General features: G+C 57.4%; 25 protein-coding genes. 14 read left to right on the plus strand and 11 right to left on the minus strand.

Annotated elements, in window-relative coordinates:
• The first annotated feature begins 66 nt into the window (after positions 1–66).
• Positions 67–783 (plus strand): phosphatase PAP2 family protein, encoded by a 717-nt coding sequence (locus ACX5K5_RS01855; RefSeq protein ID WP_170947927.1) that lies wholly within the window; start codon positions 67–69, stop codon positions 781–783.
• Here the strand turns inward: ACX5K5_RS01855 and ACX5K5_RS01860 are convergent.
• Together ACX5K5_RS01860 and ACX5K5_RS01865 are read right to left on the minus strand one after the other, a co-directional pair.
• Positions 749–1,723, minus strand: a complete 975-nt coding sequence (locus ACX5K5_RS01860; protein ID WP_459174923.1) for a D-2-hydroxyacid dehydrogenase family protein — start codon at positions 1,721–1,723, stop codon at positions 749–751. The genes ACX5K5_RS01855 and ACX5K5_RS01860 overlap by 35 nt on opposite strands.
• Before the next feature lie 111 nt (positions 1,724–1,834).
• On the minus strand, positions 1,835–3,682 hold the full coding sequence (locus tag ACX5K5_RS01865; RefSeq protein WP_459174924.1) for a calcineurin-like phosphoesterase C-terminal domain-containing protein: 1,848 nt from the start codon (positions 3,680–3,682) through the stop codon (positions 1,835–1,837).
• A 179-nt stretch (positions 3,683–3,861) separates the two neighbouring features.
• On the opposite strand from ACX5K5_RS01865, the gene ACX5K5_RS01870 reads away from it, so the two are divergent.
• Together ACX5K5_RS01870 and ACX5K5_RS01875 are read left to right on the plus strand one after the other, a co-directional pair.
• A complete protein-coding gene (locus tag ACX5K5_RS01870) occupies positions 3,862–4,986 on the plus strand; it encodes a hypothetical protein (protein WP_459174925.1) in 1,125 nt (374 codons plus the stop codon).
• Between the two features lie 59 nt (positions 4,987–5,045).
• Positions 5,046–5,477, plus strand: coding sequence for an acyl-CoA thioesterase (locus ACX5K5_RS01875; RefSeq protein WP_096255066.1), 432 nt, complete (start codon positions 5,046–5,048; stop codon positions 5,475–5,477).
• Between the two features lie 84 nt (positions 5,478–5,561).
• On the opposite strand, the gene pcaC is transcribed toward ACX5K5_RS01875, so the two are convergent.
• The 7 genes from pcaC to ACX5K5_RS01910 form a co-directional block, all read right to left on the minus strand.
• Positions 5,562–5,969 carry a 4-carboxymuconolactone decarboxylase gene (gene pcaC, locus ACX5K5_RS01880; RefSeq protein ID WP_096255067.1) on the minus strand — a complete coding sequence of 136 codons (408 nt, stop codon included), beginning with the start codon at positions 5,967–5,969 and terminating at the stop codon, positions 5,562–5,564.
• 17 nt (positions 5,970–5,986) lie between these two features.
• Positions 5,987–6,784, minus strand: coding sequence for an alpha/beta fold hydrolase (locus tag ACX5K5_RS01885; RefSeq protein WP_346059737.1), 798 nt, complete (start codon positions 6,782–6,784; stop codon positions 5,987–5,989).
• On the minus strand, positions 6,766–8,172 hold the full coding sequence (locus ACX5K5_RS01890; RefSeq protein WP_443458551.1) for a lyase family protein: 1,407 nt from the start codon (positions 8,170–8,172) through the stop codon (positions 6,766–6,768). The genes ACX5K5_RS01885 and ACX5K5_RS01890 overlap by 19 nt, the downstream gene beginning before the upstream one ends.
• A gap of 128 nt (positions 8,173–8,300) precedes the next feature.
• Positions 8,301–8,879, minus strand: a complete 579-nt coding sequence (pcaG, locus tag ACX5K5_RS01895; protein WP_346059738.1) for a protocatechuate 3,4-dioxygenase subunit alpha — start codon at positions 8,877–8,879, stop codon at positions 8,301–8,303.
• Positions 8,880–9,713, minus strand: coding sequence for a protocatechuate 3,4-dioxygenase subunit beta (gene pcaH / locus ACX5K5_RS01900; protein WP_096255070.1), 834 nt, complete (start codon positions 9,711–9,713; stop codon positions 8,880–8,882).
• 44 nt (positions 9,714–9,757) lie between these two features.
• Positions 9,758–10,954, minus strand: coding sequence for a 4-hydroxybenzoate 3-monooxygenase (locus ACX5K5_RS01905; RefSeq protein ID WP_459174926.1), 1,197 nt, complete (start codon positions 10,952–10,954; stop codon positions 9,758–9,760).
• A gap of 298 nt (positions 10,955–11,252) precedes the next feature.
• Positions 11,253–12,002 carry an IclR family transcriptional regulator gene (locus tag ACX5K5_RS01910; RefSeq protein ID WP_459174927.1) on the minus strand — a complete coding sequence of 250 codons (750 nt, stop codon included), beginning with the start codon at positions 12,000–12,002 and terminating at the stop codon, positions 11,253–11,255.
• A 163-nt stretch (positions 12,003–12,165) separates the two neighbouring features.
• Here ACX5K5_RS01910 and ACX5K5_RS01915 point away from each other — a divergent pair, with 163 nt between their 5' ends.
• The 10 genes from ACX5K5_RS01915 to ACX5K5_RS01960 all read left to right on the plus strand — a co-directional run bounded on the left by ACX5K5_RS01915 (position 12,166) and on the right by ACX5K5_RS01960 (position 20,674).
• A complete protein-coding gene (locus ACX5K5_RS01915; RefSeq protein WP_459174928.1) occupies positions 12,166–12,639 on the plus strand; it encodes a DUF3237 domain-containing protein in 474 nt (157 codons plus the stop codon).
• A gap of 75 nt (positions 12,640–12,714) precedes the next feature.
• Positions 12,715–12,930, plus strand: coding sequence for a hypothetical protein (locus ACX5K5_RS01920; RefSeq protein WP_459174929.1), 216 nt, complete (start codon positions 12,715–12,717; stop codon positions 12,928–12,930).
• Positions 12,931–13,280: 350 nt separating this feature from the next.
• Complete coding sequence (locus ACX5K5_RS01925; RefSeq protein ID WP_256382685.1) at positions 13,281–13,415, plus strand: hypothetical protein; 135 nt, start codon at positions 13,281–13,283, stop codon at positions 13,413–13,415.
• Positions 13,416–13,573: 158 nt separating this feature from the next.
• Positions 13,574–15,850 (plus strand): choline BCCT transporter BetT, encoded by a 2,277-nt coding sequence (gene betT, locus ACX5K5_RS01930; RefSeq protein ID WP_459174930.1) that lies wholly within the window; start codon positions 13,574–13,576, stop codon positions 15,848–15,850.
• 167 nt (positions 15,851–16,017) lie between these two features.
• Positions 16,018–17,229 carry a thiolase family protein gene (locus ACX5K5_RS01935; RefSeq protein WP_459174931.1) on the plus strand — a complete coding sequence of 404 codons (1,212 nt, stop codon included), beginning with the start codon at positions 16,018–16,020 and terminating at the stop codon, positions 17,227–17,229.
• 41 nt (positions 17,230–17,270) lie between these two features.
• Positions 17,271–17,942, plus strand: coding sequence for a 3-oxoacid CoA-transferase subunit A (locus ACX5K5_RS01940; RefSeq protein WP_459174932.1), 672 nt, complete (start codon positions 17,271–17,273; stop codon positions 17,940–17,942).
• Positions 17,942–18,598 (plus strand): 3-oxoacid CoA-transferase subunit B, encoded by a 657-nt coding sequence (locus tag ACX5K5_RS01945; protein WP_188687217.1) that lies wholly within the window; start codon positions 17,942–17,944, stop codon positions 18,596–18,598. The genes ACX5K5_RS01940 and ACX5K5_RS01945 overlap by 1 nt, the downstream gene beginning before the upstream one ends.
• A gap of 103 nt (positions 18,599–18,701) precedes the next feature.
• Complete coding sequence (locus tag ACX5K5_RS01950) at positions 18,702–19,484, plus strand: IclR family transcriptional regulator domain-containing protein (RefSeq protein WP_459174933.1); 783 nt, start codon at positions 18,702–18,704, stop codon at positions 19,482–19,484.
• 178 nt (positions 19,485–19,662) lie between these two features.
• The gene (locus ACX5K5_RS01955; protein WP_459174934.1) at positions 19,663–20,313 is read left to right on the plus strand and encodes an alpha/beta hydrolase; all 651 of its coding nucleotides are present in this window, start codon (positions 19,663–19,665) and stop codon (positions 20,311–20,313) included.
• 67 nt (positions 20,314–20,380) lie between these two features.
• Positions 20,381–20,674, plus strand: coding sequence for a DUF6966 domain-containing protein (locus tag ACX5K5_RS01960; RefSeq protein ID WP_442346583.1), 294 nt, complete (start codon positions 20,381–20,383; stop codon positions 20,672–20,674).
• 60 nt (positions 20,675–20,734) lie between these two features.
• Here the strand turns inward: ACX5K5_RS01960 and ACX5K5_RS01965 are convergent, their stop codons facing one another.
• Positions 20,735–21,835, minus strand: a complete 1,101-nt coding sequence (locus ACX5K5_RS01965) for a hypothetical protein (protein WP_443462231.1) — start codon at positions 21,833–21,835, stop codon at positions 20,735–20,737.
• 78 nt (positions 21,836–21,913) lie between these two features.
• Between ACX5K5_RS01965 and ACX5K5_RS01970 the strand changes: the two genes are divergently transcribed.
• Positions 21,914–22,345, plus strand: a complete 432-nt coding sequence (locus ACX5K5_RS01970; protein WP_188687213.1) for a MarR family winged helix-turn-helix transcriptional regulator — start codon at positions 21,914–21,916, stop codon at positions 22,343–22,345.
• A gap of 28 nt (positions 22,346–22,373) precedes the next feature.
• On the opposite strand, the gene ACX5K5_RS01975 is transcribed toward ACX5K5_RS01970, so the two are convergent.
• Positions 22,374–22,583, minus strand: coding sequence for a DUF1653 domain-containing protein (locus ACX5K5_RS01975; RefSeq protein ID WP_096255082.1), 210 nt, complete (start codon positions 22,581–22,583; stop codon positions 22,374–22,376).
• Between the last annotated feature and the right edge of the window lie 2 nt (positions 22,584–22,585).

The raw sequence follows: 22,585 nt of genomic DNA on the forward strand, positions 1-22,585 counted from the left end.
AGTTCTATTGTTCCGTATAGCCCGGGGCGGAAGCTGCGTAGCGACGTGCCCACTACGATGGAAGCTATGAGATCGTCTTGGAACTTCCGTCAGGGGCAAAAGCCTCGTGGCACACAAATATTGTGGATCATTTTTGGTCTTGTGGTTGCGATGTTCTTTTTCACCCGACGAGTGCTAGTTTCCTTGCATGTCGGTGGTTGGGCTAAAGACATGGACCAACCCACATACCAGTGGGTTTTAGATCATCAAACTCCAGCACTACAAGGTATTTCTGACTTCCTATATTTCTGGGGGTCCACCCCCGGAATGACGATGATCATGCTCGTGCTGACCGGCTTACTCTGTTGGTGGACGCGCAGCGTATGGCCATTGGCAACGGTTGCTTTCACCGCGCTGGTCTCGGTGCTGCTTACGGTCATTCTCAAAGCGAGCCTTCAAGTCATCCGTCCGCAGGGGATTCCCGGTGGACCTGCACCGCCGGAATCGTTTTCATTTCCCAGCGGCCATACACTCAACGCGGCCGCGCTAATTGGTATTGCCAGCTACCTGGCCATTGTTTACGGTCTGCAAAGATACGCATACCTGATCAGCATCATCGCGGCGCTCTTTATACTCGCCATGGGCGCATCACGCATCTACATTGGGCACCACTGGGTGTCAGACGTAGTGGTAGGACTGCTGATCGGTGCCGCTTGGGCCGCGGTAGTCGCAATCTTGCACTTCTACTTTGTGCCTCGGAAACCCGTGGTTAGAGACCCATCACGCGGATCGGTGAACCCTTAGCCCACGCACGAATATTCTCAGCCGAATCCTGATAGAACATTTCAAACTGTTCGGCAGTTACATAACCAATATGCGGTGTAGCGATCAGCCCGCGGGTACGGGACAGCTGATCAAGCACCGGCAATGGCTCAACATCAAAGACATCCACCGCTGCCAAACGCAGCAACCGGTTCTCCATTGCGGTGATCAACGCCGGGGTTTCAACAATGCGGCTACGTGAGGTGTTCACCAAAATGGCCTCGGGTTTCATCCAAGATAGTTGCTTGGCACCGACCACTCCGGTGCTCCGATCGGAAAGCTTCAGGTGGATGGTCAATACGTCGCTAGTTGCGAAGAGCTCAGCTTCCGAAACCAGCTCGACACCCACCTCTGTAGCCCGAGCTTTGGTCAGATTCTGGCTGTAAGCAATAACCCGCATACCGAAGGCAAGGCCGACCTTGGCCACGCGCGACCCAAGATTACCTAGACCGTAAACGCCGAGGGTTTTGCCTGCCAAACCCATTCCGAAGGTTGACTGCCAAGGCTCTGCCTCACCACGTGGAGACTGTGCAGAGAACAGCTCCACGTCAAGCCTGCGCGCGGCAGCCAGGATGAGCGCCCAGGTGTGTTCCACGGCGTCGGTTGGTGAATAGCCAGTATGTGAAACCACCACATTATGCAGTCCTGCGGCGGCCAAATCGATCGAACCGTTGCGTCGCCCGGTAGAAACAAGCATTTTCAGGTTGGGCAGCTTTTCGAAACGTGCCCGGGTGAACGGGGTGCGTTCGCGCATCGCCACGATGACGTCGAAGGGTTCTAGCGCCGCGCAGACCACGTCGTCTTCGTGGCCGAGGTGTTCGTTGAACACCGTGAGATCGGCGTTGAGCTCTGCAGCCAGTGCATCAAAATCTGCGAAGTCGCGAGCCGCGTTCTGATAGTCATCCAAGATAGCAATACGCATGGTCTCATCCTATGCGTCCCATGGCCCTTAGGGCCCGATAGGGAGCCTATGAGTCATGAATATGGCGGTGCCCAGCTGACCTAAGCTGGCACCGCGAAGACCTACGCTCGCTTACGAAGTGACTTCAAAGGTCAGTTGGTCGGTGAAGGTACGTCCGTGGACGTCGGTGGCTTTCACCGTTGCCATGTGCGACCCCACCGCAAGATCCGAAGGTACTTCAAACCGCCACAGGTGGGTGGTCTTCTCGGCCAGACCGCCACCATGCACGAACTGTTCGGCGATAGCTACCGGATCGGAGAACTCGGCGCCTACGCGTGGACGTTCACCGTTCAATTGCTGGGTACGTTTAGCAGTGGCTGATGTTGCGCCATCAAGGCTCACCTCAACTTTTGAGCCGGTACTTCCCATCCAGAAGTTTGTGGTGAGCCAGGTGTCCTTGGACAGATCTGCTTGGCTGACCGTTAGCGGATCTTCCAGTGCGCTCACGGTGCCACGTGGCTTGGTGATGTTTTGCTCGTACCACGTGCGGTAGAGCGGGGTGTTAAGTCCCAGCGACATTTGTTTTGAGGTATCGCCTCCGGTAATCGTGAAGCGTTCGGTGATCTTGGTGTTTTTGATATCTAGGGTCAAGACTCCTGGCGGGGTGCCATCACGCTGGATGGATGTTGGATAACCATTGCCGGTGACCCGCCCCTCATACCACTGTCCGGAAACCGCTGGAACTGTCAGATGGGTGAACGGCAACCCATCGGCGCCCACTTCATCCTGCCATCCGGCCATCAAATCACCGGCACGTAGATTCTCCGACATGTGGGTGTGTCCACCGAGGGAAACAACTTCGCGGCCTTCGAGGATCTTATAGATTTCTTTAATCTGTTTAGTGGTGTGCTCATCGCTGTAGAAGAATTCCAATAAGGGGCTGTGCCCGGCTAAGACAATGGCTTTGTTCTTAGGAACCTTTGCAATGTCGGCGCGCAACCACTGCAGTTGTTGTTCACCAAGGTCATAGGTGTAGTCGCCTTTTTTGGCTGGAACCTTGGTGGGGTAGGCGATGGTGCTCAGCGCAACGACGTGTGTTTTTCCTGTGTCGTAGGAGTAATATTCTGGCCCAAACTGGGCGCGGAAGCTATCGAATTCGTGCTCCCCATCCAAGGAGTCATAGTCGATGTCGTGATTGCCGGGAAGGAAACGCGCCGGCCCGTTGAGCATGGAAGTTAGTTCGCGCGTCGCGGTGAACAAGGACAGCTCGTCGCCCACCAAGTCGCCGATGAACAGTGCCCCGCATCCGGTGTAGTCGGTGCGCTGCGCCAGATCGGTGAACACACCATTGCGAGCGAACTCAACTTCCCTTTGATTGTAGGTTTGCACGTCCGCGCCGATCAGGCAGCTCTGTTCTGGGTTTTGGGTGGCGGAGCTTTGGGTGAGCGGGAAGTTGACGGCTTCAGGCAGGTGGCCGGTTGGCGCGATCCCACCGTATTTGAGCTCCGGTGACCCTTGGGGAAGATGAGTATAGAAGAACTGCGCGACGTTATGTTCATCGACTGGGACCTGATAGCCACGAGGCTGGGTAACGAATATGGTCATGTTCTCAAATGCAGGAAGTTCATAGCGGCCTTGGCCATCGGTGGTGGTCACCTCGCGTCCGTTGGACACCGTGACACCTGGTCTGCCTGGTTCGTTAACATCCCGTGCGGAGTTCTTGTTACGGTCATCAAACACCACGCCATCGATGGACTCGGGAGTGATATTCGTCTGCTCAGCGTTGGCGGGAACCACTTGGACGCTGCCACGGTAGGCGGTGCTTTTCCAGCTGGCGGCGGAAGTACTGGCTTGTTCTGGAACGGGTGCGGAATTCGCCGCGGTGAGGGCGGCCGAGGTTGCGAGAAGGACAAGTGAACCTGCGGTGATCCGAAGTGGGGTGCAACGATTGGTCTTGCCGGGTTGAGCGAATGATTTCACGAACGTTCCTCCGGGGTGGTGACATTCGGTCAGTCTGTTGACCAGCCAGAGCCAACGTTGTCAGCCGGAGGTAAATAGCAGTGAGCTCTGGGGTGATGTCTAATAATCGATCTCGTAAAAACTAACCCGGTGTCTTGGGAAGATTTATCGTTTTGATTCGCCGATTGCAGGAGTAAGCCATGGATATCGTCGAGCTGTTGCTTAGTGGTCGGCGGGGGCGTCGTGTGCTTTGGGAATTTGCGTTGGACAGTGAAGCCCAGGCGCTGTCTGAATTCGCTGATCACCCGCTGCATTCGGCAATGTATTATGCGTCGTACCAAGTAGAGGCATGCCGTGGTGATTCGGTCATCACGTTTGGTCCGGGTGCGGACGAAGGACGCACCGTCACCGTGAGCGTGGAGGAACTTGCCAAGCTGATAAGCGCCACCACGCTGTTGCCGGTCACCGATCAGCTCTTGCAAAAGTCGCTGGAAAGTACTGTTGTCCATGCCAGATACTGGCAAGAACCAGATGGGGAGGACACCTTGTTAGCTGCGCCCGCGCTGCGCAACGCCTTGTGTCGGGTTGCCGAGTATATTGTGGCCTCTGGTCTCACGCAGCAGTGGTTAGCCCCGGTTGATCTGCGCACACAGTTTCATGTGGAATTTGACCAGCCTGATCCCGCCGGCTCGATGACGAGCACCGGGTCAAGCGTCTTTGACAAGCTGCTGCGATGGAAAGAGAACTTGATCCTCACCGAGGCACGTGCGCGCGCAGAAAAGCCAACACCGGTCACCGCCATGATTGGAGGTGAATGGTGGTCCAGGCCTAGTTGGGACTTGCGGGCCACTACAGGGGTGTTCACTAACCAGCAACCAATAGGAGTGAGCTGCGTTGAAGATGCCTTCACCTGGGAGCAAGCAGTCACACGGAAAGCTAGCGTTCCTCCTTCTGTCAAAGTTCTAGAAATCTCCACAGCCAACGATTGGGTGCAACTATGCCGGGACTACGGCATCGAGGTCACCGCCCATAAACGCCACGAATGGTATCGGACCACCGGACGAGACGGAGCGTGGGTGATGCCCGACTGGTTTGCGGTATCCAAAGACTATGACGGTGTACATCTGAGCATTGCCGGTTACTTGGCGCTCGCCGGAGAATGCTTGGTCGTAGACGAAAACTTTGCCACCCTGATTGCCGGATGGGATCCCGATCAAACCTACTGGTTCACCGATGAGCTGAGATTTTATGCGGAGCCGGACATTTGGAACTGTCTTGACGCTTACAACGAAGATTGTCGTTGGGAACGCATTTCAAAAAACTGACACAAGATAGCACGTCACCCAACTAGGTGCACAGGCCAAATTTTGATGAAATGGATGTCATGAGTGAAGCAAGCCAGCAGGATTTAGCCGCAGCTACCGAGGTACTTTTGCAACTTCGCTGGTCTGATCAGGATGCCCTCGGGCATGTTAATAATGCCCGCATCGTCACGCTGATGGAAGAAGCGCGAATTAGGTGGACGCGCGAAGACGGCAACACCGGACGTTTTGAATATGGGACGGTGGTCGCCTCGATTAATATCGATTACCTGCGCCCGCTCTATTACCAGCCAGAAATGCTGATCCGCATGGGAATTAGCCGCGTGGGAAACAAATCCTTTACCGTGCGCGGGATCGGTTATCAGGATGGCGAGCAGGTCTTCGATTCAACCACGGTCATGGTTCCGTTAGCTCAAGATGGCAAATCCTCACGCCCGCTCAACGATATTGAACGTGGCTGGCTGGGGGAGTCGCTGATTCCAGCGCGCAGTTAAGCCTTGCCCACTGAAAACCAGTGACCCCGAAAGAATCAGCTGATTCTTTCGGGGTCACTGGTTTTTGGCGGTTGGGAAACTTTGCTACTTGGTTTCTTCCGCGGCGTACTCGTCCAAGACTTTTTTGCCGATCTTGAAGGCAACGTTTGCTGCAGGAACCGAACAGTAGATGGCACACTGCAAGAAGACTTCTTTGATCTCCTCTGCGGTCATGCCGTTGCGCAGTGCGGCATGCACATGCATTTCCAGCTCTTCCCAGTAACCGCCGGCAATCATGGCGGTCAGCGTGATGGCACTGCGGGTGGTGCGCGGCAGGCCATCGCGGGTCCAAATGGTGCCCCATGCGTAGCGGGTAATCATTTCCTGGAATTCGTCGGTGAACTCGTTCGAATTGTTGGTGGAGCGATCTACGTGTTCACTACCGAGCACCTCGCGACGGACGACCATGCCTGCATCATAGGTGTCGCCGGGCTGACGCTGAGAATCTGACATAAGTTTTTGACCTTTCCCTAGTTGCTGGTGAAGAAATCGACCAGAATGGCGGCGGTTTCCTCGGGTGCTTCGGCCGGGGCTAGGTGCGCGGCGGAGTCAACAACGGCCGCCGTGGCCTTCGGTGCGTTCTCGGCAATAAATTGGGCATCCGCCGGAGGACAGACCTGATCCTGGGCGCCGTTGATGGCGATAATTGGGTCGGTCGTCGTTGCCAGCTGCTCGCGGACATCAAATCCTGCCAGCGCACCACATACATGGGCGTACGCAAAACGATCCGCGTCCTGCAGATTGTGCAGCAGGTCGGTGGAGATGACCGGCTCCTTCTCGATGAAGCCAGGGGCAAACCAACGCTGCGCGGAACCCGTCACCATGGTGGGGGTACCGGCCTTAGCTACGAGTTCTGCTCGCTCCATCCAACCTTCGGGAGTGCCAATCTTTGCCGCGGCGCAGATGCTCGACAGTCCGTTAAAAGTACCTGGGTAATCGACCGCCAGCTGCAATGCGACCGCGCCTCCAACGGAAACTCCGGCGTAGAACAGCTTGCTGCCATCGGTGATGACCCCGTCGGTGCGCAACGCATCGATCATGGTGGTCACTCCGGTGGCCAGCTGGCTCATGGAGAACTCTTCGGTGGAGGGCTTGCTTGCACCATGTCCGGGAAGATCCCACGCAATAAGCTGGAAGTGATCCTTCAGATATGGCACCGCCGGTCCCCATAGTTGCAGGGAAGCGGTACCTAGCGAAGGGCCAACGATAAGGGTTGGGAGTTCTTTGTTGGTGTGAAGCACCGATGGAGTTAGTTGTGGGACTGCCATAATTCCTTCCGTGCCGAATATTCGGCGAGAACGGTTGTAGTGAAACGATCCGCGGCACCAAGGTAGCCGGCCGGATCAAGTAAATCGGAAAGGTCTTTATCGCTCAGATCGTGCGAGGCGATTTCCAAACGCAAAAGCTCACGCAGCGGCAGATCCTCGCTCAGACTGCGACGCACCAGAGCCTGGATGGTCGCCTTGCCGCCGGGCACTAATGGTGTCAGCACCGTGGCCAAACGTTCGGAAAGTATCGCGTCGCCACCCAAGGCAAGGTTTTTTGCAATGGCTGGTTGGTTTACGTTCAGGCCATGTGCCAAAAATGCGCCGTGGGCCGCAGCTCCGGCCGCCAGCCGGGCAAGTTCACGCAACGCACTCCACTCGGCGTGCCAGCCGCCGTCCGGGCGTTCGTCTACAGCAGTTCCCGCGGCGGTAAACAACGTGTTCACCAGCCCTGGGGCGCTCAATGCAGCGTTGCGCAGCAACACCGAACGTACCGGGTTCTGCTTCTGCGGCATGGCTGAGGAACCACCCTTGCCCGCTTCTCGGGGTTCGGATAATTCACCTATTTCAGGTCGGGAGGCGGTGAGTACGTCCGCACCGAAGGTTCCCAGTGCCGCAACGGATGCGGCTAAGACGGAACCAACCTGAACAATGGGCATGCGGTTGGTATGCCAGGGGACGCCGGGATTGGACAGACCCAACAGGCTTGCAAGATCGGCGGTCAGGCTCGCGCTGGTGGCCGAAACCTCGGGATGATCAACAAGGAACTGTTCGAGTGATGCCAGCGTCCCTACCGCACCGCCCCACTGCAGGGACAGTTGCTTCGAGGCGGCATCCAGCTGGGTTTCGGCGCTCAATACCGCGCTTAGCCAGCTGGCGGCCTTCCATCCGAAGGTCGTTGGCAACGCATGCTGGGTCAGCGAGCGGGCAATGCAGACAGTGTCACGGTGAGCCTGAGCAAGCGCGGCTAACCCGGTGGCGGTGTTGCGTAAATTAGTGAGTGTCCCGACCATGGTGCGTGCGAGCACTAGCATCAGGGCGGTGTCGATGATGTCTTGGCTGGTGGCACCACGGTGCAACGCGGCACTAGCCGTTGTCGGGGCGCCATCAGTGCTCAGCAGCTCGCGCATCATCCCGAGCAACGGGATCAGCGCATTAGCACCATCGGGGGTTTTTTCGGCAAGCAGGGCTAGGTCATATCGTTGTACCTGCGCGACTAAGCGCACGGCTTGTGCGTCTTGGGCGGAACATAAGCCGGCATCTGCTTGCACCTGCACCCATCCGGCTTCGGTATCCAACATGGCCTGCACGAACGCCACGTCGCTGGCGGTAGCGGAAGCACCAGTTCCGGCCCAAGCCGGAGAGAGCAGGCCATAATCCACGGTGTCCACACGTCCCTCAATTCTTTGGTGGGTAGGTCTCAAACTTTAGTGCCCGACAACGGGCAAAACCCCGTGGGCGCACCAGCACCGAATTTCTTCGGATGCCGGTGCGCTGACACGGGGCCTGTCATGAGTGCTTAACTCTCGCGTGGGTAGGCGAGGAACACGGTTTCGTCCTCGCCTTGCAAGCGGATATCAAAACGTAATGAGCCGTCTTTTTCGCGGGTAGCAATCAAGGTTTTACGCTGTGCTTCAGTCAGCGAGGACAACAACGGGTCATTGTCCAGAGCCCGTGTGTCCTCGGGCAGATAGATGCGGGTGAACAGACGGTTGAGCAGCCCGCGGGCGAACACGGTCAGCATGATGAACGGGGCTTTGCCGTCTTCGGTGGCGCCCGGATTTACCGTGGTGAAGGTGTAGTGGCCGACGTTGTCCACCGCGGTGCGGCCCCAGCCGGTGAAGGTGTACCCGTCACGAACCAGCGAGCCGTCGCGGGAAACCACGCTTCCGTTCTCGTCTGCCTGCCAAATTTCTAGCAGTGCATCCGGGATAACCTCACCCTTGCCGTCGGTGATAACCCCATGGAGGCGCACCGAATTCGGGTTGGCCTGATTGACCAGTTCGTTGTCCTTTTCAAAAGGCAACGCATAGCCGTAGAACGGGCCAATTGTCTGTCCCGGGGTGGGAGCGAGTTTAAGTTCTGGTGCCTGAGGCATTTAGTGATCTCCCTTTTCGTCTTCCATCCACGTACGGTTTGAGCCGGTCAGGACGATGTCCCAGTTGTATCCGGTGGCCCATTCGTGGCTGGTAATCGAGTGGTCATAGGTTGCGACCAAACGGTCGCGGGCATCCTGATCGGTGATGGCCTGATAGATCGGGTCCAGGCTGAAGAGCGGATCACCGGGGAAATACATCTGGGTGATCATCCGCTGGGTGAAGTCCGTGCCGAATAGCGAGAAGTGGATATGTGCCGGGCGCCAGGCGTTGTGGTGGTTCTTCCACGGGTACGGTGCCGGCTTGATGGTGGTGAACGAGTATTCGCCGTTGGGTCCGGTGATCGCACGGCCCACACCGGTGAAGTTCGGATCGATCGGAGCGGGGTGCTGGTCACGTTTGTGGATGTAGCGTCCGGCGGCGTTGGCCTGCCAGATTTCCACCAGCTGGCCGGCGACCGGACGGCCGTCGCCGTCGAGCACGCGGCCGGCCACGACGATGCGTTCGCCGACTGGTTCACCGTTGTGCTGAATGGTCAGATCCGATTCCAGTGCGTGGACGTCGCGCTGACCGAAGGCAGGGGAGTACAGCTCAATGGTTTCCGGATCCACATGGTGCAGGTTCTTGGTGGGATGGCGCAGCAGCGAGGAACGATACGGGGCAAAGTTGATGCGTGGCTGAGTTTCAGCCTTCTTCCCGGACACCACTTCTTGGCGGTAAGCCTCGTGAATGCTGGTGATCTCGTCGGTGATTTTTTCCTGCGAGTCGGCGGTGGCCGCAGGGTCTAGGACGTGCGAATTCTCGAACGATTCGTCCTTGGTGGTTTCGGTGCTCACTACGTGCTCCTTTCGGAATGGAGGGTTGTTGTTATGCCTGTGGTTTAAGAGTGTGGCCAGCCGGTGTATGACTCTGCCAGGTACTGCTGCCCGTAGCGCGAAGAGGTGACGGTTTCCAGTTCGCCTAGTGCACGCTTGGCCATGAACGGGTCGGCGCCCACCGGAGTATGCAGCATTGACGTCACCCAGTAGGAGAAGTTCTGTGCCTTCCAAACCCGTTTCAGAGCCAGATCCGAATAGCCGCCTAGCAACTTCTCGCTACCCGTGGAGAAGAACGAATCGAGTGCTTCGAAGAGCACCTTCACATCGGCGAAGGCCAAGTTTAATCCCTTGGCTCCGGTCGGCGGCACGGTGTGCCCGGCATCGCCGATCAAGAACATGCGCCCGTGGGAGAGCGGCTCGCGCACGAAGGAACGAAAGCCCAATATGGTCTTGTCGAAGATCTCGCCGGTTTTCAGCTGGAAATTATCGGGGCCATCCACGCGTTTTTGCAGTTCCGACCAGATGCGGTCATCGCTCCACGCGTTCACATCTTCGTTGGGGTCGCACTGGAAATACATGCGCTGCACGGTTTCGCTTCGCTGGGAAATAAGCGCAAACCCGTGCGGTGAGTTGGCGTAGATCAGTTCAGGTGCAGATTTTGGTGCCTCGGTGAGGATGCCAAACCAGGCGAAGGGGTAAGTGACTTTAAAGTCTTTGCGCACCGTTTCTGGCATTTGCCTGCGGGCAAAGGAGCGTGACCCGTCGGCGCCGACGATTACGTCGGCGTGAACCTCGAAGAGGGTGCCTTGCGCGTCGGTGAAGCGGAACTTCGGGGTGGAGGTTTCCATATCCAGGATCTCGGTGACTTCGCAGTTAAAGCGAACGTCACCACCGTCGCGCTGGCGGGCTGCTGCCAGATCTACGAAAACCTCGTTCTGTGCGTACAGGGTGACCGTGGCGTTAACGAGATCGCGGAAATCCAACGGATGCGACTCACCGTTGAAACGAAGGTCGATTCCGGCGTGCTCGTCTCCGTGGGTGAGTACTCGCCCGTTGACTCCAGAGTCGGAGAGCATCTTAACTGCTTGCGCTTCGAGAATGCCCGCGCGGTGGGTGTTGCGAATTGTCTCATGGTCGCGCATTTCGACTACCAAGTTGTCGATGCCGGATTTAGAAAGCAGATGCGAGAGCATCAGGCCTGCGGGGCCGCCACCGATGATGCCGACCTTGGTCTTGATGATGCGTGGACTCTGAACCATGGGATCCTGCCTGTCTGTGCGGGACCAGCAGTATAAGAATTCGGCAGCATTGCCGGATTCCCCTTGGTGGTCGAGGATGTGGAACTTCCTCAAGAATGCTGTGGAACCCGGCGGGCCGGCACCAAGAGTCTCAATGAATGAGAAAAGTGAATGGTTGGTTACGCTTCGCGGCTCAGTGCTACACGCCAGAGCAGTCCTGCCGGAATTCCGAAGTCAAAATCGGCGCACCGGCCTTGAGTGATTCGGTGAACGGTCATCGATCTTGGCCGATCATCGCATGGCGCCGAGGCTAGGGGCGCTAAGGGGTATTAGTCAAAAGCAGCGCTCGGGAAATACCTCGGGCCGCGGTGCGTAGCGCCATCGCTGCAGGCTGCAGAGACGTTGAATCGCGGGGAACTACCACCGAAAGCACGGCAACTTGGTAACCGGAATTATCCAGGATCGGTGCCGCCGCGCCGGTGGTCTCGGGATCGATGAACCCGTCAAACGAGGCGTATCCGTTGCGTCTGATCTCTGCCATCTCGGCGCGGAAGTTCGGGTGGGTTGAATTCATGATTTCACGATGGCGGTCCAGGAACTCGCGGATCACTTCTGGGCGGGAAAATGCTAGAAGTGCCATCCCCATGGAAGTGCTGTGCACAGGCATTCGGCCTGCCACGCTGGCTTGGTTGACTACGGAGCCAGGACGGGACAATCGTTCAATGATCAGCACTTCGTCTTGGTGGAGCATTGATAGCTGCGTGTTCTGCCCTAGAAGCTGGTTGATGTCTTCCATAAAAGGTAACGCGGTCTTGCGCAGATCTTGCGTGGTGGTGCTGCGGTTGGCCAGCTCCCACAACCGCAGTCCGAGGCGCACTTGCCCGTCTTTGTCCCGCGCCAGCAGACCATGGCCAACCAGCTCATCGAGTAGCCGATACATGGTGGCTTTGGGAATTTCTGCCCGGCGGGCCAGTGCGATGACGCTCAGTGACTGATTTTCTGAGTCAAATGAATCCAGGATCCGCACTAAGCGATCCAGCATTGAATCCCCGCTGCGCGAATTGGCCATGACTCTACTGTAAACCAGGGTTTTGACGAGTGCCTTTTGCTGTAACACGACGAGGTAACCATACGGCTAGCTGACATTTTCTTAGTACGTTATTCTCAGTGAATTTGAGTTCGCCTCGAAGCGCCAGCAGTAGGCTGAACCCAAGTAAGCGAAAGGATCAACCGTGGAAATTACTCCCACTCCGCCTAGTCTGGACTTCGTGGCAACCATCGAAGTTGCGGTAAGCGAGACGATCACCATCGGCAACACCGCGCAAGGCGTGCGCCGGGTCGCTCCGATTCGTGGTGGTAGCGTTAGCGGTCCTCGGATGAGGGGACGCGTATTAGATGCCGGGGCAGACTTCCAACGCTATCCAAGCGCAGATCTTGCCCTGCTCGAAGCGAACTACGTGCTTGAGCTCGATGATGGGCACCGAATTTTGGTCGAGAACCGTGCTGTACGCACGGCTGACCCTGCGGACCTTGAGCGCATGATGTCGGGAGAGCACGTGGACCCGTCCCGTGTTTATTTCCGTTGTGTGCCGGCTCTTTCTGCCGATGAATCCGGACCCTATGCATGGCTGAACCGCACGTTATTCCTTGGCACCGGTGAACGCCTTGCCCAGGGGGTCCGGATCGATGTATTTCGCGTGAGGTAGAGCGACGTGGAGCCTTACCTTTGAGTGGGGGAGTATCAAAACACGTCCGTGATGCGCGCGAAGGGGGTGTTCAGTTTGCGAAAAGCAGGGACTGCCTATGACTCGGTCGGTGAGCCCTCGCATAAGTTTGAGGCTGTGTCCTACAAGGAAGCCATCGCGAACTGGAACGAAATCGTCTTCGACAAGGATGGTAATTTCATTGGCTCGATCTGTGGGCTTGCTGTATCGGATGCGGAATTTGATCATGACACCGGATGGAAGCCACTCAATCTCGCATACAGCGCCCAGTAGCAGGCGAAATATCTGCTTCGCCTCAGAGCATGTTTGCCGATCAATATCCACGAACTGGAATGTGGGTAAGCTTCTGAACCGAGATCCGGGTATGACTTGGATCTCGGTTCAATTATTTTCTTTCGTGGTCGGGTCTCGGCGTTCCAGCCACTTCGATGAGAAGGGTTGAGCCGACGAGACCTGTGATTTCGCGAGCCTGACGTTGCCGTTCGGGGAAAGGCAGACCTGCAAGCGGGACGGAGGCTATTGATATTCAACGGCAGCGTTTGCGCCGGAGTGGAGGGTGCGTATCGAACCGAGGAATCGTCCAATAAAAAGCAGGGCAGTTGCTCGTGAAGGGGTGTACTCTCATGTCGGAAGATTTATTCCTTGAACGTTGGAGCACCGTAACCGTTGCGGGCTGGTGTCTCAAACTCCTTGCCGGCGTGGTTATGGGAGAAAAATGGATTTTTCTCGGAACAGTCAAAGCGAGCGATATTTATTGATGGTCGCTGGTGCCTGGCATTGGCACCGCCTACGATAAAAATTGCAGAGACCCAACGGTGTACTGTGCCATCGTGTCCGCATTGTATGACCCAATGCCGCGCTAGTTAGATATGCGGGTCGTTAGCCACAGTGTGGACTCTGACTTTAGGAGGACTGCATGGCTGATCACCACGACGCTTCGGACGAATTCAAAGACGAGCTTCAGCCCACGGTGGAACGCAGCCAATTTGGCGTCAGCAAGAAGCCTAAAAATCCTGTTGTCGAAGAATTTCGAGCCCCGATGACCAGCTCAGAACTGAGCAAAGGGCCTGAAGAACTCACGGAGCAACGCGGCACGAAGGTCAACTGGCGCGTTTTTGTGATTTCGTCATTGCTCATCATTGCATTTTCCGCTTGGGCGATGCTCACCCCGGATCATGCCGCTTCGACGATGGCCACTACCGTTGCATGGATTTCGACTAATCTCGGCTGGTATTACGTCCTAACCGTCACCTTGGTGGTGCTCTTCGTTCTGTGGGTGGCGTTCTCGAAGGAAGGTAGCGTCCGTCTGGGGCCGGACCATTCTCGTCCGCAATACAACTTAGTCACCTGGGTCGCGATGCTTTTTGCTGCCGGTGTGGGTATCGACATGTTGTTCTATTCGGTCACCGGGCCGATTACCCAATTCATTGCTCCGCCTGCGGCTGACCCTGAATCCGCGGCCGCGGCCCAGGACGCGGTGGTCTGGACCATGTTCCATTACGGTGTGGCCGGCTGGTCCATGTACGCGCTATTGGGCATGGCCATGGGCTATTTCGCCTATCGCTGGGGAATGCCGCTATCCATCCGTGCGGCGCTCTACCCTCTGTTGGGGAAACGGGTGCGCGGTGCCACCGGGGATGTTATTGATATCTTTGCGCTGGTCGGGACGGTCTTCGGTGTAGCGACCTCCATGGGTATCGGCGTGGTGCTGCTCAACGTGGGGTTCGCCTCGATTTTCGGGTTTTCCGAAGGGTTGGGCCTGCAGATTGCCTTGGTGGTGGTCGCCGTGGTGATGACGATTGCCGCATGCACCTCGGGGGTTGATAAGGGCATCCGGATTATCTCCGAGTTGAACCTTTGGTCTGCCGCGGCAATGATGCTTTACATATTGGTGACGGGAAAAACTTCGTTCCTGCTGACCGCCTTGGTGGAGAACATTGGCCGTTTTATCTTCACTTTTCCCGAACGAACCTTGCAGACCTTCGCCTATCAGGACGATGGTTCTGAATGGATGGCCAGCTGGACGCTATTCTTCTGGGCCTTCTGGTTGGCGTGGGGTCCCTTCGTGGGCATGTTCCTGGCGCGTATCTCGCGTGGACGCACGTTACGAGAATTCGTGATCGCAGCGATTACCGCGCCGGTGCTCTGTGATTTCCTGATCGTGTCCATTTTCGGCAATAGTGCGTTGAAGGTGGTGATGGACGGCAATAGCGGGTTCGCCCAAGTAGCCATCGACTCTCCAGAACATGGTTGGTACAGTCTTTTGGAAATGTTCCCCGGAGCTCCCTTCTTGATTGGTCTTGCCACGCTCTCCGGCCTGCTTTTTTATCTGACCAGCGCCAACTCGGGCGCGATGGTGATGTCTAACTTCTCTTCAACGATTCCCGACCCGTCACAAGACGGACCCAAATGGCTGCGGATCTTCTGGGCTCTGCTGACCGCGTTGCTTACCGTAGCCATGCTCGTGGCCGGGGGCGTCACCACCATGGAACATGCCACGCTGATCTTTGCGTTGCCGGTGACGATTATTGCCTACTTGGTGATGGCTTCGTTCTCCAAGGTATTGCGCATGGAACGAGCCGAACGTGAGGGCCGGATGAATCGCCGGCGGGCTACTGCCGCGCATGGCGGGGCGGCCCCGGATAAGACTTGGCGTCAGCGTCTGGCGCAGCTGCGTTCCTACCCATCCAATAAGCAGGTCGCACGCTACGTGGACAAGGTAGTTCATCCTGCTTTGGAGGATGTGGCCCAGGAATTCATGAAGCTCGGTTACCACGCCGAGCTGACCACCACCCCTAACGAGCAGACCCAGATCGCCGAGCATGCGCTGGTTGTCTATATTCCGGAACACCGTAATTTCCATTATCAGGTGGCAGCGGTGGAAGCTCCGGTCCCAATGTTTGGCGCGCGTTCGATGTCGCGAGAAATCGACGTGTACTTCAGGCTTGAAGTGTTCACTCAAACCGGAACCGAAGGTTATGACGTGATGGGCTTGGACCGCGAGCAGGTCATCAATGACGTACTTGACCGTTATGAAGCGCACCTGTCGTTCTTGAAGTACTCCACCGAACATGATTCCGCCTCGGTGCTGACCCCGCCAAGGCCGGCGACCGGCGTGGTGCCACGCGTTGATGCTGCCGGGCAACCTCACGGTGCTGAGCCTGAAGACCAGGACAAACCGAAGGTGGATTAATCCACGCAACACCTGGAAACCCGCTCAGTCTGCCGTTGCTCAGCGATGGCTTCCGTAGAAGCTCTTTGCTCAAACCTCTTGAAAACGAAGACAATCAACTGCTAAAGTTCATATCACGAACTTAAGTTCACGATGTGAACAAGATATAGCGATGGAGCAGTGGATACATGCAGCAGGCCTACCTATACGACGCAATTCGAACCCCCTTCGGAAAAATTGGCGGAGCGCTTTCCTCCCACCGCCCCGATGACTTGGCCGCGCACGTGGTGCGCGAGCTCGTGGCACGCGCGCCCAAGCTCGATACCAGCTCCATTGACGAGGCAATCTTCGGTAACGCCAACGGTGCCGGCGAAGAAAACCGTAACGTTGCACGCATGAGTACCTTGCTGGCAGGTTTGCCTACCTCCCTGCCGGGCACCACCATGAATCGCCTGTGCGGTTCATCGCTGGACGCAGCCATCGCAGCCTCCCGCCAGATCGCCACCGGCGACGCGGACCTGGTACTGCTTGGCGGAGTCGAATCCATGAGCCGTGCCCCATGGGTACTGCCAAAGACCGAGCGTCCCTTCCCGATGTCCAACCTCGAGCTGGCCAATACGACCTTGGGCTGGCGCCTGGTTAACCCGGCCATGCCCGGTGAGTGGACCGTGTCCTTGGGTGAAGCCACCGAACAGTTGCGCGAAAAGCACAACATCTCCCGTGAAGACCAGGACGCATTCTCGGCCCTGTCCCACCAGCAGGCAGCGGCCGCATGGGACGCCGGTAAGTATGACAACCTCGTCGTTTCGGTTCCACCAGCGAACAAGCGTGGAACCGAGCTGACCCGCGATGAGACCATTCGCGCGGATTCCACCGCAGAATCCCTGTCCAAGCTACGCACGGTGTTCCGCACCGGCGAGAATGCCACGGTCACCGCGGGCAACGCCTCGCCAATGAACGACGGCGCCTCGGCAGCCTTCATCGGGTCCGCCCGCGGCGGCGAGCTACTGGGCGCAGCGCCGTTGGCGCGCATCGTCTCCAACGCTTCTTTTGCCTTGGATCCACAGTTCTTCGGCTTTGCCCCGGTAGAGGCAGCAAATAAGGCATTGGCCAAGGCCGGTCTGAAATGGACCGATATTTCCGTAGTTGAGCTCAACGAAGCCTTTGCCGCGCAGTCCCTTGCCTGCATCCGCGCTTGGGATATCGACCCAACCATCGTCAATGCTTGGGGAGGGGCTATCTCGATCGGCCACCCGCTGGGTGCTTCGGGATTGCGCATCCTCGGTACCGCGGCACGCCGTTTGCAGGAATCCGGTCAGCGCTACGGTGTCGCAGCAATCTGCATCGGTGTTGGCCAGGGGCTGGCAGTAGTCATCGAGAACGAAAACGCTACCAAGTAGTCCAACTGCTTCGGTCCCCAAATCTTTAGAAAGGCAGAAACATGGCACCACGTATAGCCAGCTCGGCGGCGGACGCCGTCGCCGAAATCAAGGACGGCTCTACCGTCCTGATCGGTGGCTTCGGCAACGCCGGCCAGCCGATGGAACTGATCGATGCACTCATGGAGTGCGGCGCCAAGGACTTGACGGTCGTGAACAACAATGCCGGGCAGGCTGATGCAGGCCTCGCGTTGTTGATCAAGGAACGCCGGGTGAAGAAGATTATCTGCTCCTTCCCGCGCCAGTCGGACTCGTGGCACTTTGATGAGGCTTACCGCGCCGGTGAAATCGAGCTGGAACTGGTTCCGCAGGGCAACTTGGCCGAGCGTATCCGCGCCGCAGGTGCCGGCATCGGTGGTTTCTTCACCCCGACCGGTTACGGCACGCTGCTGGCCGAAGGCAAGGAAACCCGCGTCATCGACGGCAAGGGCTATGTGCTCGAAACCCCGATCAATGCGGACTTCGCACTGATCAAGGCGCTGAAGGCCGACACCATGGGCAACCTGGTGTACCGCAAGACCGCGCGTAACTTCGGTCCGATCATGGCCACCGCCGCCAAGCAGGCCATTGTGCAGGTGGACGAGGTCGTCCAAGCTGGCGACCTGGATCCGGAGAACGTCATCACCCCGGGCATCTATGTAGATACCGTTGTGGCACTTGGAGGGAACAAATAATGAGCAACTACTCCAACACGCAAGAAAAACTCAGCCGCGACGACATGGCTCAGACGGTTGCCGCGGATATTCCGTCCGGCGCCTTTGTGAACCTGGGCATCGGCCAGCCGACCAACGTGTCCAACTTCCTGACCAGTGAGCAGGGCGTGACCCTGCACACCGAAAACGGGATGTTGGGTATGGGGCCGGTAGCCACCGGGGATGATATCGATGAAGATCTGATCAATGCGGGCAAAATTCCGGTGACTGAGCTTCCCGGAGCTTCCTTCTTCCATCACGCAGATTCCTTCGCGATGATGCGCGGCGGACACTTGGATGTCTGCGTACTTGGAGCCTTCCAAGTTTCCGAGGCTGGCGACCTGGCCAACTGGCACACCGGTGCCGAGGGCGCGATCCCTGCCGTCGGTGGCGCCATGGATCTAGCCATCGGTGCGAAGCAGACCTGGGTGATGATGAGCCTGTTCACCAAGACCGGTGAATCAAAGCTTGTCGAAGCACTGAGCTACCCGGTCACCGGTCTGGGTTGTGTCTCGCGGATCTACACCGAAGTGGCAATTTTTGAATTGCGCGGCGGGAAGGTCTTCGTGCGTTCCTCGCACGGAATCAGCTTCGAAGAACTGCAGTCCAAGCTGCCGGTTGAACTGACCAAAGCCTAAAAACACAGTAGATTAGTGGGGGTGCTTTACCAATATTTTGTGTAAGGCACCCCCACTTTTTCAATACTAGCGGGTCGTGATCACGGCTTGTGCAAGGAGTCCCGTGAGCGAGCAGGCCGCAACTACTACGTCCGTGCAGTCTTTAGCGCGCGGACTTCAGGTGATCAGCAGCTTTGATGCTGAGCACCCGTCAATGACGCTCTCAGAAGTTGCCGTGCTGACCGGGCTGTCGCGCGCCACCGCGCGCCGATTTTTGCTGACCTTGCAAGATCTTGGTTATGTTCGCTCGGACGGCAAGTACTTCGAACTAACCTCCAAGGTCTTGCAACTGGGATACGCCTATCTATCCAGTGCTACCTTGCCGCAGCTGATCGAGCCGGTGTTGGAAGAACTGTCGGCCAAGGTGCATGAATCGGCCTCGGCCTCGGTGCTTGACGGTTCTGACATTGTTTATATTGCCCGCGTCCACACCCGCTCGATAATGCGCGTGGGTATCTCGGTCGGTACCCGCTTCCCGGCGGTGAACACCTCCATGGGCAGGGTGCATTTGGCTTACCAGCCTGCACAGGTGCAACAATCCGTGCTGACCGCAGGCATCCACTCGGTCACCGGATTGGGGATCGATAACCGTGAGGAAATGCTCCAGGAATTGGAAAAGATTCGCACGCAAGGTTTCGCGGTGGTAGATCAAGAACTGGAAATTGGGTTGCGTTCGGTGGCTGTGCCCGTTTTTGGTTCGGAGCACACGGTGCTGGCCGCATTAAACGTGTCCATGAGTGTGCGCCCGAATATGACGGAAACGGCCGAGCAGTCCGCGCAGAAGTTCTTGCCTGAGCTATTAAACGCGGCTCAACAGGTGCGTGAAGCGTTGGCGGCAAGCCGCTGAGCGCTACCGTTCGCTTTGCCTTTGAGCCAGGTGATCGACAGACTTTCAGGAAATTGATTGTATCTTCAACTAATTCCTGTATGGTTGTTATGCCGGAGATTTTCCGTGGCGACGTGCCTGTGCGATCTTTGCATTTTCCGGGCGCGACCCGGACGTCATTATGAGGAGTTGACCCGCCATGGGCAAAATGTTGAGCGACGTGCGATCCGAAAAGTGGAATCGCACCCCGGATTCCGGAGCAGTGTTGATTTTTCTGCATGGTTTCGGCTCCAACGAAAGTGACCTCTGCTCGCTTGAGGCACCGCTAGGTCTGAACTTGCAGTGGGCTTCGCTGCGAGCCCCCGTGGAACTGGGGCAAGGCGGCGCGGCCTGGTTCCAGATCACCACCCCGGGAGTGCCCGATGTGGCCCCGGTAGAAGCCGCTACCGAGGCTATCTGGGCTTGGATCGACGCCAATCTGGATCAGACAACGAAGATCATCCCCATCGGCTTCTCGCAAGGTGGCTTGATGGCAAGCCAGCTGCTGCGAACTCGTCCGGAACGCGTGCTGGCCACTACGATCCTTGGCGGTTTTGTCCTCGGCGGCGAGCAGCCGGCGGACGCTATACTCGCCGAACAGCTTCCGCCCGTATTTTGGGGCCGCGGCACCGAAGACCGCGTGATCGCTCCGATAGCTATCGAGCGCACCACCGAATTCTTGCCTCGGCACTCGACCTTGACGCAGCGGACTTACCCTGGGTTGGCTCACGGTATCAACATGGATGAGCTGAACGACGTGCGCAATCATGTCGCCTCGCGCCTAGGTGCGCTGCAGGGCGACGAGGCCTGAGCCGGTCGCCTCTTTTGGTGAATGGCATTCCCAGCTTCGGCGCCAGTCGCAAGGGTAATCTGGTGCCATGGCTACGCTGAATCAAACGCTGGACGAAGTACGCGAGGCGATCGCAACACTGCACCGCGCAGTGGTGCACGACCGGGATTCGCGGCGCTCCCACACGGCCGATTGGCTCGATTCACTTTTCGCGGACATCGAAACCCCTGCGCAGCTGCGCGAATCGGCTAACGAAGCCTTGAAGCTTTACCGCGGAGGCATGGGGTCATTTCAGGACGTGGGTACTGCCGTGATGGCCCAGGCCGTAGACGGGCTGCACGCTGCTTTGGGTGCCGCCCGTTCGGCGGCGCTGCGCAACTAACCGCGTAGCTGGCCACCTTGGGGTGAACCGGCTATTGAATATGCACTTGGATGAGTTCAGCTAGACCGCGACGGTCTCTTCGACTTCCTTGATCGTGGCCTTCTCGTTGGCCAAGCGGGTATTGCGCACGCTCCAAGTGTGGGTCAAAATAATCAAGGCCGCACCGGGAACGAGCCACAAGATGAGTCGCAAAATATCCATGCCAAGTGCTTGGTCTGGGAAATAGACTAGGGTCTGCACCGCGTGCAACCACCCCGCCCCGTTCCAGAAAGTGTTCAGTGCGCCGTAGAACCCCGGCTGCATTTCTGGTTGAAAAATCCCGCCAGAACTGGTGAAATTCAAGGCGACGAAGCACAGGGTCAGTGCCGGTGTGGTCCAGTGCCGCAAAAGTGGATGCAGGCCTAGGCCTAGCAGGGTGATGCCTGCCGCGTAGACCCATGAAATCAGCCAGATGCCGGCAAAGTGACTGTTGATGATCTGATATACCGGTCCTGCAATTACCACCGCAATCGTGGCTACCACGGCAGCCGCGACGGCGGCCATAAGAAAGCGAATCGGAAGCTTGACCTTGCCCATGAAGCCAGCGAGCGGAACCGCGCTGGCATAACCGCCGATACTGAGCGCCACTAACAAGAAGAATAGCCCCTGTCCGGTGGTGTCTTGTTCCCCGGTAGGAACCACATCTTCGATGTGGAATCGCTGGTTCTGCTCAAAGGCTAGATTCATGAAGATCTTCTGGGCAATATTGAGCGAGGTTTCCGACGCCGCGCTGGAGGCAAAGAGCGTTGCCGTGGAATCCTTGGTTTCGTAGGCCGCCACGATTTCTCGCTGTGCGACAAGTTCCTTGGCGGTCTGCGCGTCGGCGACGGTGCGCACGTTCAGAGCTCCGTCAGCCTTGTCCTGGAGGGACTGGGCGAAGACCTTGATCTGCGCGGAGTCGCCAACCACCGCCACCTGTACGTTGTTAGGGGTGGGTGCATGGAATGCGCCCAAGTAGAACAAGCCCATCACCGCGCAGAGGAAGAATGGGATCAGCATGGTCAAGACTAGCTTTCCCCAACCAAGCTTCGCGGGCTTAGCTGCGGGGGACTTCTTCGGTGCGGGCGTGCCTGCGTGCTTGGAGGAAGGAATTTTAGGCGGGGTGGTATCGGTGAGAGTCATCAGAATTAAAGATTACTCTTAATGTTGCATTATGCAACATTGAGATTTGATCTTTGCGCCACGTACTAGACTCGAACTATGGGCAGGGAACAGCGCGAGACCGATATTCAATCCGTCTACCACCACATGCAAATGATCACCCGACGTGCCAATGCGCGTGCCCGGCACCTAGCCGAACCGCTGAGCCTGGTGGAACATTCACTCCTGCGATTTATCGCCGATACTCCCGGAACCAGGGCCACCGATATTGCCGAGGCGTTCGCACTGAACCGCTCGACGGTCTCCCGGCAGGTTGGCACGCTGCTGGACCTGGGCTATGCCGCCTATGACGATGCCGAAGCGGGCCGCGGTCGGGTGCTAGAACTAACGGATTTAGGGCGCAACCGGTTAGCGGAATCCGCCGCCGTGCATCGGGCCGCGGTCAGCGAACGCTTGAAAGACTGGAGTGAAGAGCAGATTTCCTCATTCGCCGCCGCATTAAGCCGTTACAACGTGGCTGATTCGCAGTAGCCACGAGTATGCCTTACCAACGGGTTGACTAAGCGATCCGGGTGAAGCGTGGACCTTTATAGCCATCACGTTCAATCACTTCGTCGAACATCGACAAGGGGCGTGCCCAGAAGCTGTAGTCATCGTAGAGCTTGCGGTAGAAGACCAGTGGCTCTTCGGTTTCGCTATGCCGGCCCACGGCCAGCACCTCATAGCGTTGGCCCTTAAAATGTTGGTAGATACCAGCTTCAACGCTCATCG

This window comes from Glutamicibacter bergerei, from assembly GCF_054495185.1.

What these genes read in the sequence shown, in the direction of transcription:
- ACX5K5_RS01910 (WP_459174927.1), bottom strand. Translation starts at nt 12,002, where the DNA reads ATGGCCAATTCGCGCAGCGGGGATTCAATGCTGGATCGCTTAGTGCGG.
- pcaC (WP_096255067.1), bottom strand. Translation starts at nt 5,969, where the DNA reads ATGTCAGATTCTCAGCGTCAGCCCGGCGACACCTATGATGCAGGCATG.
- ACX5K5_RS01940 (WP_459174932.1), top strand. Translation starts at nt 17,271, where the DNA reads ATGGCACCACGTATAGCCAGCTCGGCGGCGGACGCCGTCGCCGAAATC.
- betT (WP_459174930.1), top strand. Translation starts at nt 13,574, where the DNA reads ATGGCTGATCACCACGACGCTTCGGACGAATTCAAAGACGAGCTTCAG.
- ACX5K5_RS01860 (WP_459174923.1), bottom strand. Translation starts at nt 1,723, where the DNA reads ATGCGTATTGCTATCTTGGATGACTATCAGAACGCGGCTCGCGACTTC.
- ACX5K5_RS01925 (WP_256382685.1), top strand. Translation starts at nt 13,281, where the DNA reads ATGTCGGAAGATTTATTCCTTGAACGTTGGAGCACCGTAACCGTTGCG.
- ACX5K5_RS01965 (WP_443462231.1), bottom strand. Translation starts at nt 21,835, where the DNA reads ATGACTCTCACCGATACCACCCCGCCTAAAATTCCTTCCTCCAAGCAC.
- ACX5K5_RS01885 (WP_346059737.1), bottom strand. Translation starts at nt 6,784, where the DNA reads ATGGCAGTCCCACAACTAACTCCATCGGTGCTTCACACCAACAAAGAA.
- ACX5K5_RS01905 (WP_459174926.1), bottom strand. Translation starts at nt 10,954, where the DNA reads ATGGTTCAGAGTCCACGCATCATCAAGACCAAGGTCGGCATCATCGGT.
- ACX5K5_RS01935 (WP_459174931.1), top strand. Translation starts at nt 16,018, where the DNA reads ATGCAGCAGGCCTACCTATACGACGCAATTCGAACCCCCTTCGGAAAA.
- ACX5K5_RS01955 (WP_459174934.1), top strand. Translation starts at nt 19,663, where the DNA reads ATGGGCAAAATGTTGAGCGACGTGCGATCCGAAAAGTGGAATCGCACC.
- ACX5K5_RS01855 (WP_170947927.1), top strand. Translation starts at nt 67, where the DNA reads ATGAGATCGTCTTGGAACTTCCGTCAGGGGCAAAAGCCTCGTGGCACA.
- ACX5K5_RS01875 (WP_096255066.1), top strand. Translation starts at nt 5,046, where the DNA reads ATGAGTGAAGCAAGCCAGCAGGATTTAGCCGCAGCTACCGAGGTACTT.
- ACX5K5_RS01945 (WP_188687217.1), top strand. Translation starts at nt 17,942, where the DNA reads ATGAGCAACTACTCCAACACGCAAGAAAAACTCAGCCGCGACGACATG.
- ACX5K5_RS01870 (WP_459174925.1), top strand. Translation starts at nt 3,862, where the DNA reads ATGGATATCGTCGAGCTGTTGCTTAGTGGTCGGCGGGGGCGTCGTGTG.
- pcaG (WP_346059738.1), bottom strand. Translation starts at nt 8,879, where the DNA reads ATGCCTCAGGCACCAGAACTTAAACTCGCTCCCACCCCGGGACAGACA.
- ACX5K5_RS01960 (WP_442346583.1), top strand. Translation starts at nt 20,381, where the DNA reads ATGGCTACGCTGAATCAAACGCTGGACGAAGTACGCGAGGCGATCGCA.
- ACX5K5_RS01975 (WP_096255082.1), bottom strand. Translation starts at nt 22,583, where the DNA reads ATGAGCGTTGAAGCTGGTATCTACCAACATTTTAAGGGCCAACGCTAT.
- ACX5K5_RS01970 (WP_188687213.1), top strand. Translation starts at nt 21,914, where the DNA reads ATGGGCAGGGAACAGCGCGAGACCGATATTCAATCCGTCTACCACCAC.